We start from the raw sequence: 6,097 nt of genomic DNA, 5'->3' as shown, positions 1-6,097 counted from the left end.
TGGACTCCATGTGAAGTTCGACCGGGCCGGTCGGCTCGGGCCTGAGAAGCCAGCAGGGTGGCCCTTCGCGAAAAGTGCGATCGGGCGCAAGGGGATGTTCCCGATCTGCGTCCTGGGGCCGATGACGGATCTGCAGCGGGACGCGCTGGATGAGGCGCTCGCCCGCTACGGTCCCGGTGGAGGTGACGGCGAAGCCTGGGGTAGGTGAGCACTCCGGTCGGTGTGCCGCCTGACGAAGGGCGCTACGGAAGCGCCTCCATCCGCTCGCCGGACGGTCGAGCTCAATGCGCACGTGGCGCACTTGATGCAGTACAACGGGCCCCGACACGGGCAAGGAAGCGGGGGAGAGGGGGCATGGACCCTCCATCAGGATGCGGTGTCGGCCAGGTGGCCGCACAGCACGCCATCGCTCCCGCCGCGGTGCCGGGCGTGGTGCGATGGCGGTCAGCGTGGTGACCCGGACGGGGATCAGGCGGCAGCGGCCGCCATGTCCGCGGATTCCTCACTGCACCCCCAGCAGCTCCCGATGCTCTTGAGCGGCAGGCACGTCTGGAATCGCACACGGCACAGGGGGCAGGTCTGTCGTGCTGCCATCGCCCGGTCCAGGGCCACGGCGCGGGCCGGGGTCATCGGGCGTACCGGCAGCGCGAGGTCGACGCGGTACAGCCACGCGTAGGTCTCCTGACCGTGGGTCAGGCGCGATCGCCAGACCAGCTGTCCGCACACTGCTTGCCCGGCCGGCCGGAGCCCCATAGCCCTGAGCTGCCGTTTCGTGGCTAGTTCAGTCTTGGGGGGTGCCCAGCGCAGCGGCCAGGTCGGCATTCCGCCGTGGTGGGTTCCGTCGGGGTCGTAGTCGGTCGCGCGCACCAGGTCCTCCGTCGTCATCAGCGCGGGCTCGGGCTTGGGCGGGGCCGCCGTCCGGCTGCACGGCGGCCCCGGGCGGAACGGGGGAGCGGCTACCAGGCGTCGGGCTCCTGGTCGCGGTCGGCCGCGGCGGCGGGCAGCGCGGCACGGGCTTGCCCGGTCGCCGGCACGCCACTGGTCGGGCGGGCGCGGCCGGCGGCCTGGGGGCGGCTGAGGATGACCAGCGGGCGCAGCCGCATCCCGTACAGGGCCACGGTGCTGGCCGCTGCCCACAGGGCGACGGTCAGCGCGAGGGCGACCGGGCGGCCGGGGTCGGGGGTGGCCATCCACACTGCGGCGGCTGTCGCGGCTCCGTAGCCGCACCAGGCCAAGCGGGCGGCGATCTGGCCGGTGAAGGCCGCGAGTAGCAGCGCCGGGGCGGCGAGTTGCCACAGCGCCCACACGGTGGCCGGGTCGGTGGGCAGGCTGGCGGCGTGGGCGGTGATGTATGCGTGGACGGGGCGGGTGATGGTCTGCACGATCCCGGCGTGGTGCGCGTCGATCCGCGAGTGCCGCCACAGTGACAGGGCCAGGTCGAAGCCCTCGCCGATCAGGGAGATCGCGACGGTGGCCACGAGCAGGGCGGCCAGGATCCGGATCCACGCCACCGTGGCGCTCCAGCCGCCCATCACGGCGCGCTCGACTTCCCGCAGCCGGGTTCCGGTCCAGGGCCGGGCGGTGGTCCGGGTCCAGGGCAGGAGCGTGTAGTGGAACCAGAAGTCGACGGTGAAGCGCTGGTCCTTGAGCCAGCGGGCCAGGCGGCCGGGCTCGGAGTCGGAGGGGTCGGGCAGCTGGTCGGCGGTCTGCTCGGTCATGGCTTGGCTCCCTTGGCGGGCGGGACGTGGATGAGGGTCGGCGCGGTGGTGCCGGGCCGGGCGGTGCTGTGGGACGTGGGGCCCGGGGTCGGGCAGCTGCTGGGGCTGGCGGCGGCGCCGGTGTGGACCGCGAGCCAGAACCCGACCACCAGCCCGACCGCGAGCAGGACCTGGTGGCGGTGGAGCTTCCACCAGCTGCTGGCGGGCGGGGTGGTCAGGACGCCGATGACGGCGGGCGGGTCGGGTTTGCTGAACAGTCCCAAGACGGGGCCTTTCTGCTCGGGGACGGCGAGGACTGAGCTGGTGGGGGAGAGGGGCTGTCGCGCGGCCTGGCGATGCGTCACCCTGGTTGCACACGACGGCAGATGAGAGGGGCCGGGCCATGGGCCTGTTCACGCGCAGCGGGTTCACCTTCGATGCCGTGGTCGCCGACGGCGTGATCTACGACGCGGTCACCGACGCGGACGGCCGGGTGTGGCTGGACGGCTATGACGAGGACTTCGTCGTGGTCATCGACGGCGTCCTGATCGGCGACTTCATCTACCCGGCGTACCTGGGCGACGACGGCCGCCTGTACCTGGAAGAGAACGACTGACTCAGCTGGTCTTCGGTCAGAGCTTGTTGTTGACCTGGCCCTTCCAGAACCCGCCGGTCTGCTTGCCGATGTGGGTGTGGGACTCGCGGTGCACCAGCGCGGTGACCTTCGTGCCGCCCGACCCGGTCTTCGTGGTGGCCATCAGTCGGACCGCGACAATGGCGGCGACGATGCCGACCACCAGGTAGAGGGTCCAGCGCAGCACCTCGGGCACCTCCGGCAGCGCCGGCGCCGCCTTGGCCAGGGCCGCGCCCAGCAGCCATGCGGAGCCGCTGGCGGCGAGCATGGCGAACGAGCCCAGGACCACGATCTGCCCGTAGACCGGCGGCAGTCCCTGGGGGGCCTGCGGTGCCTGCTCGGGCAGCGGAGCCGGCTGCTCGTGCGCCAGGCGCAGCGCTTTCTGCAGCGTGGTCTCCATGGCGGCCTGCACGGACTGCACGGTCAACTCCGGCACCGGCGTCGGCTCGGGGGCAGGGGCGGGTTTGTCGGCGACGGCGACAGCGACGATCTGGCCGGTAGCCGGGTCGATCGCGGAGATGTAGCCGGGCGGCAGCAGCAGGTTCGCGCCCCGGTCGGCGGGGGCGGTGTCCTGGTCGGCGTAGAACTCCGCGTACGGGTCGGTGGCGGTCATGGTGATCGAGCCCTTCGTGTCGGTGGTGCGGGGGATGGACGCGCGGAGTCTGCGGCGTCTTCTCCGGGCCTCACCTACGGTGAGGGCCGGGGGAGCGGCCGCAATGCTCAGCGCCCGGTGGTGATGCTGTTCGAGGTGCGGGTGGTGGTGTGGATCAGGCCGTTGATGCCGGGGGCGACGCTGGTGGAGGCGGCCAGGAAGCCGGCCAGGAACCAGACGATGGCGGCGGTGATGGTCACCCGCCCGGTGCGGAGCATGATGATCGCGACCACGATGGTCAGGGCGATCACGGAGATGCTGACGGTCGTCACGGGAACTCCCCGGGGGTCGGTGTGCGTGCAGGACGGGGCAGGCCGCCGCACGGGTGTGCGGCGGCCTGCGGAGGGTGCGGGTCAGACGCCGGTGAGCTTCTTGATGGCGTCCAGCGCCTGGCGGGGGTTGGCGACGGTGTCGTGGCGCGGTCGGCCCTTCCCGCCGCCGTTGCCGCCGCGGGGCTTGGTCTTGCGGGCCGGACCGTCGCCCAGGTCGTCCTCGTCTTCGGGCTCGGGGCCGAACTCGCCGGGGCGCGGCGGTTCGTTCTGCCAGTCGAACCACAGGTCGCGCGCGGTGAGTTCGGCGATCTCGTGGTCGGTCAGGTGGGTGACGGTCTCGGGGAACAGGTGGCTGATGTCCTGGGAGAAGTCGATGAGCAGCGACCTCATGACCTCGGGCTTGGCGCCTTCCACGATCCAGCCCACGCCGCCGGTGTTGGAGTCGTTCGGCGGCTCGGGCTCGCCGCGCATGATCCGGTCGATGCGCCCGGCCTCCGCCTTGGTGAAGGAGCGCGGCAGCGGGTCGGGGATGTCCTCGGGCGCGACTCCGAGGCTCTTGAACATGTCCGAGATCTTCTTCGGGGCGACCTTGAGGACGACCGGGATGCACAGCTGGCGGAGGTTCTCGTTGAGCAGCTGGGTGAACCCGTCCTGCACGTAGACGCTCTGCCCGGCGACCTTCTCACCGATGGCGTACTTGCGGCCCTTGACCGAGATCTCCTCCGCGTCGTCCATGATCTCCGGGCCGTAGTCGCCGTTGCGGGCGGCGGTCAGGAACTCATCCCAGTACACCGACAGCACCGCGTACGGGCAGCCGGGGAGCTTGGGGTCCCAGTCGTGCAGCTGGCCGTCGGCCCACGGCATCTTGGCGCGGATCTCCATCAGCGCCAGCGCGGCGCGCATCGCGCGCACCATGTACAACTCGCCCGAGCCCTGCCGGTCCACGAACCGGCCCAAGGTGGTGGTCTTCTCGTCACTGGCCTGGGAGGCCAGCCACACCACCGCGCCGAAGTTCGTGTCGGCGCAGATGAACAGCGACATGAGCTGCGTCTTGCCGCCGCCGGTGGGGGAGACCAGCAGGCCGTGGGCGGCGCCGACGTCGGTGTAGACCCGGTTGCGGGCGGGCTGGCCGTTGCTCAGGTAGCCCACCACCCACCGGCCCTCGGAGTCGGGGGTCAGCAGCTCTCGGGTGGCCGGGTAGATCCGGGCCAGCGGCGAGTCGTCCCAGTGCGAGACCAGGATGTCCCCGCCGGCCACGGTCACGAACACCACGCCGTCCTCGTAGGAGGTGCCCAGCGCCCGGCACAGCGCGGGCATGTTGACCTTGGGCTCGCCCATGGAGTCGGGCATCCGCGCGGTCCAGTACGTCACCCCGCGCTGGTCGTTGCGGACCCTGCGGACGAACTGCGCGCCGGGGATCGCGTCGACCGCGACCCGGTCGGCCCACCATTCCTGGACGGTGGGGTGGGTGCGGCGGCGCTGCGCCTGGTCGGGGGTCAGGTGCGCCTCCAGCCAGCCCGGCCCGCCCTGGCGGCCGGCCTGCTGCGGCACCGAGGCCAGCGTGACGTCGCCCTCGCCGATGCCGAACGCAGCCGCGACCGACGCCGCGGTGACCCCGGTGATCGGGCGACCGGGCTCCGTGGCGCGCAGCAGCATCGTCAGGTCGTTGGGCATCCCGGGGTACGGGACGGCCTTGACCACGTGGGTGCGCCCGGGGTTGCCGGCGCGCTCCCACAGCGCCCGCACCCCGTGGGTGAAGCGGTCCGTGGGCTCGAGCGGTACCGGGGCCGGTTCGGGCACCGGCGCGGGCAGCGGCTGCGGGGCCACGGTCTGCGCCAGGGCGGGGCGGTGGAAGCGGCGGGTGGTGCGTGACAGCGGCAGCACGAACCAGCCGGCCGCCGCCCATCCGGCGGCCAGGGCCGCGTTCAAGCCCCAGGTCCATCCCCATCCCCAGCCGGTGACGCTGTGGGCGGCGACGTCGATGGCGGCCGCCAGGGTGAGCGGGGCCAGGCGCACCAGCTTGCGGCCAGTGCCTTCGTCGCTCTTGACGGCCAGTACCGAGCCGATGCCGCCGACGGCGCCAGCCGCGGCGACGCCCCAGCCGATGGGGGTGTGCAGGGGAAGGTCGGCAGCCGCGGCCAGGACCGGCGCGGCTGCCGTGTAGGCGATGCGTTCCAGCACAACGATGCGCGGGGTCGTGGACACGACGGTGGTCTCCTTGCTCGAAAAGGGGAGTGAAACGGAGCGGGCGGCCCCGCCGTGGTTCGGCGGGGCCGCCCGTGAACGGGGGAGTGGGGCAGGTCAGCGGAGGAAGAATCCCGGCTTGGGGGTGCGTTCGCGCCGGGAGGAGCGGATCTCGTCCAGGGCCTCGTACAGCCGTGCGTGGCCGCGCTGGGTCTCATCCGCCATCGCCGCGACCTCCTGCGCCGTCTGGTGCAGGAGCCGGGTCTGGACGGCGGCGCCGCCCAGGGCCAGCGACACGACGTTGGTCATCTCGACGTGCCTGGGGTCCAGTTGGGCGTTGGCGATGTCCACCGCGAGCTCGTAGGCGCGGGTGGCGTTGCTCTGCATCCTGCGCTGCAGGCCCTCCAGCCGCCCGGTCGCCTGGTCCATGGACTGCGCCAGGGCCTTGAGCTTGGCCTGGACGGCCTTGTACCGGTTGTCGGCGTCCGTCGGCCGTGCCGGTGCCTGTGCCTGTCCTTGGGGAACTACTTCGCTGCCCATCGGCAGACCTCCGGTTTCGTTAGTCGTGGTGGGCGGCGGCCGACGCGTGGGTCAGGCCCGCTTCGTCCATGGCGTTCAGGTCCTCGCTGTAGGTCCTGGCTACGGCGCGGGCGGCCAT

At 72.2% G+C, this 6,097-nt stretch carries 9 protein-coding genes; 2 read left to right on the top strand and 7 right to left on the bottom strand.

Going from position 1 to position 6,097, the window contains the following annotated elements; all coding sequences use genetic code 11:
- A partial coding sequence (locus tag TR46_RS44490) for a hypothetical protein (protein ID WP_236655464.1) occupies window positions 1-208 on the top strand: 208 nt, incomplete at its 5' end.
- A gap of 260 nt (window positions 209-468) precedes the next feature.
- Here TR46_RS44490 and TR46_RS44485 read toward each other — a convergent pair.
- From TR46_RS44485 to TR46_RS23960, 3 genes are all read right to left on the bottom strand, one after another.
- Window positions 469-822 (bottom strand): RRQRL motif-containing zinc-binding protein, encoded by a 354-nt coding sequence (locus tag TR46_RS44485; RefSeq protein WP_369406006.1) that lies wholly within the window; start codon window positions 820-822, stop codon window positions 469-471.
- Between the two features lie 134 nt (window positions 823-956).
- Complete coding sequence (locus tag TR46_RS38265; RefSeq protein WP_052433058.1) at window positions 957-1,718, bottom strand: hypothetical protein; 762 nt, start codon at window positions 1,716-1,718, stop codon at window positions 957-959.
- Window positions 1,715-1,981 carry a hypothetical protein gene (locus tag TR46_RS23960; protein WP_042404714.1) on the bottom strand — a complete coding sequence of 89 codons (267 nt, stop codon included), beginning with the start codon at window positions 1,979-1,981 and terminating at the stop codon, window positions 1,715-1,717. The genes TR46_RS38265 and TR46_RS23960 overlap by 4 nt, the downstream gene beginning before the upstream one ends.
- 119 nt (window positions 1,982-2,100) lie before the next feature.
- Between TR46_RS23960 and TR46_RS23955 the strand changes: the two genes are divergently transcribed.
- On the top strand, window positions 2,101-2,313 hold the full coding sequence (locus TR46_RS23955) for a hypothetical protein (protein WP_042404712.1): 213 nt from the start codon (window positions 2,101-2,103) through the stop codon (window positions 2,311-2,313).
- A gap of 16 nt (window positions 2,314-2,329) precedes the next feature.
- Here the strand turns inward: TR46_RS23955 and TR46_RS23950 are convergent, their stop codons facing one another.
- The 4 genes from TR46_RS23950 to TR46_RS23935 form a co-directional block, all read right to left on the bottom strand.
- A complete protein-coding gene (locus TR46_RS23950; protein WP_042404710.1) occupies window positions 2,330-2,944 on the bottom strand; it encodes a hypothetical protein in 615 nt (204 codons plus the stop codon).
- A 107-nt stretch (window positions 2,945-3,051) separates the two neighbouring features.
- Window positions 3,052-3,255, bottom strand: a complete 204-nt coding sequence (locus TR46_RS43205; RefSeq protein WP_042404708.1) for a hypothetical protein — start codon at window positions 3,253-3,255, stop codon at window positions 3,052-3,054.
- A gap of 81 nt (window positions 3,256-3,336) precedes the next feature.
- A complete protein-coding gene (locus tag TR46_RS23940) occupies window positions 3,337-5,460 on the bottom strand; it encodes a hypothetical protein (protein ID WP_042404706.1) in 2,124 nt (707 codons plus the stop codon).
- 96 nt (window positions 5,461-5,556) lie between these two features.
- A complete protein-coding gene (locus TR46_RS23935) occupies window positions 5,557-5,979 on the bottom strand; it encodes a hypothetical protein (RefSeq protein WP_042404704.1) in 423 nt (140 codons plus the stop codon).
- Window positions 5,980-6,097: the final 118 nt, after the last annotated feature.

It is taken from the genome of Streptacidiphilus carbonis, assembly GCF_000787775.1.
GTDB classification, from domain to species: domain Bacteria; phylum Actinomycetota; class Actinomycetes; order Streptomycetales; family Streptomycetaceae; genus Streptacidiphilus; species Streptacidiphilus carbonis.
The sequence above is the reverse complement of the archived record's forward strand: the minus strand, read 5'-3'. Positions and strand labels throughout refer to the sequence as shown.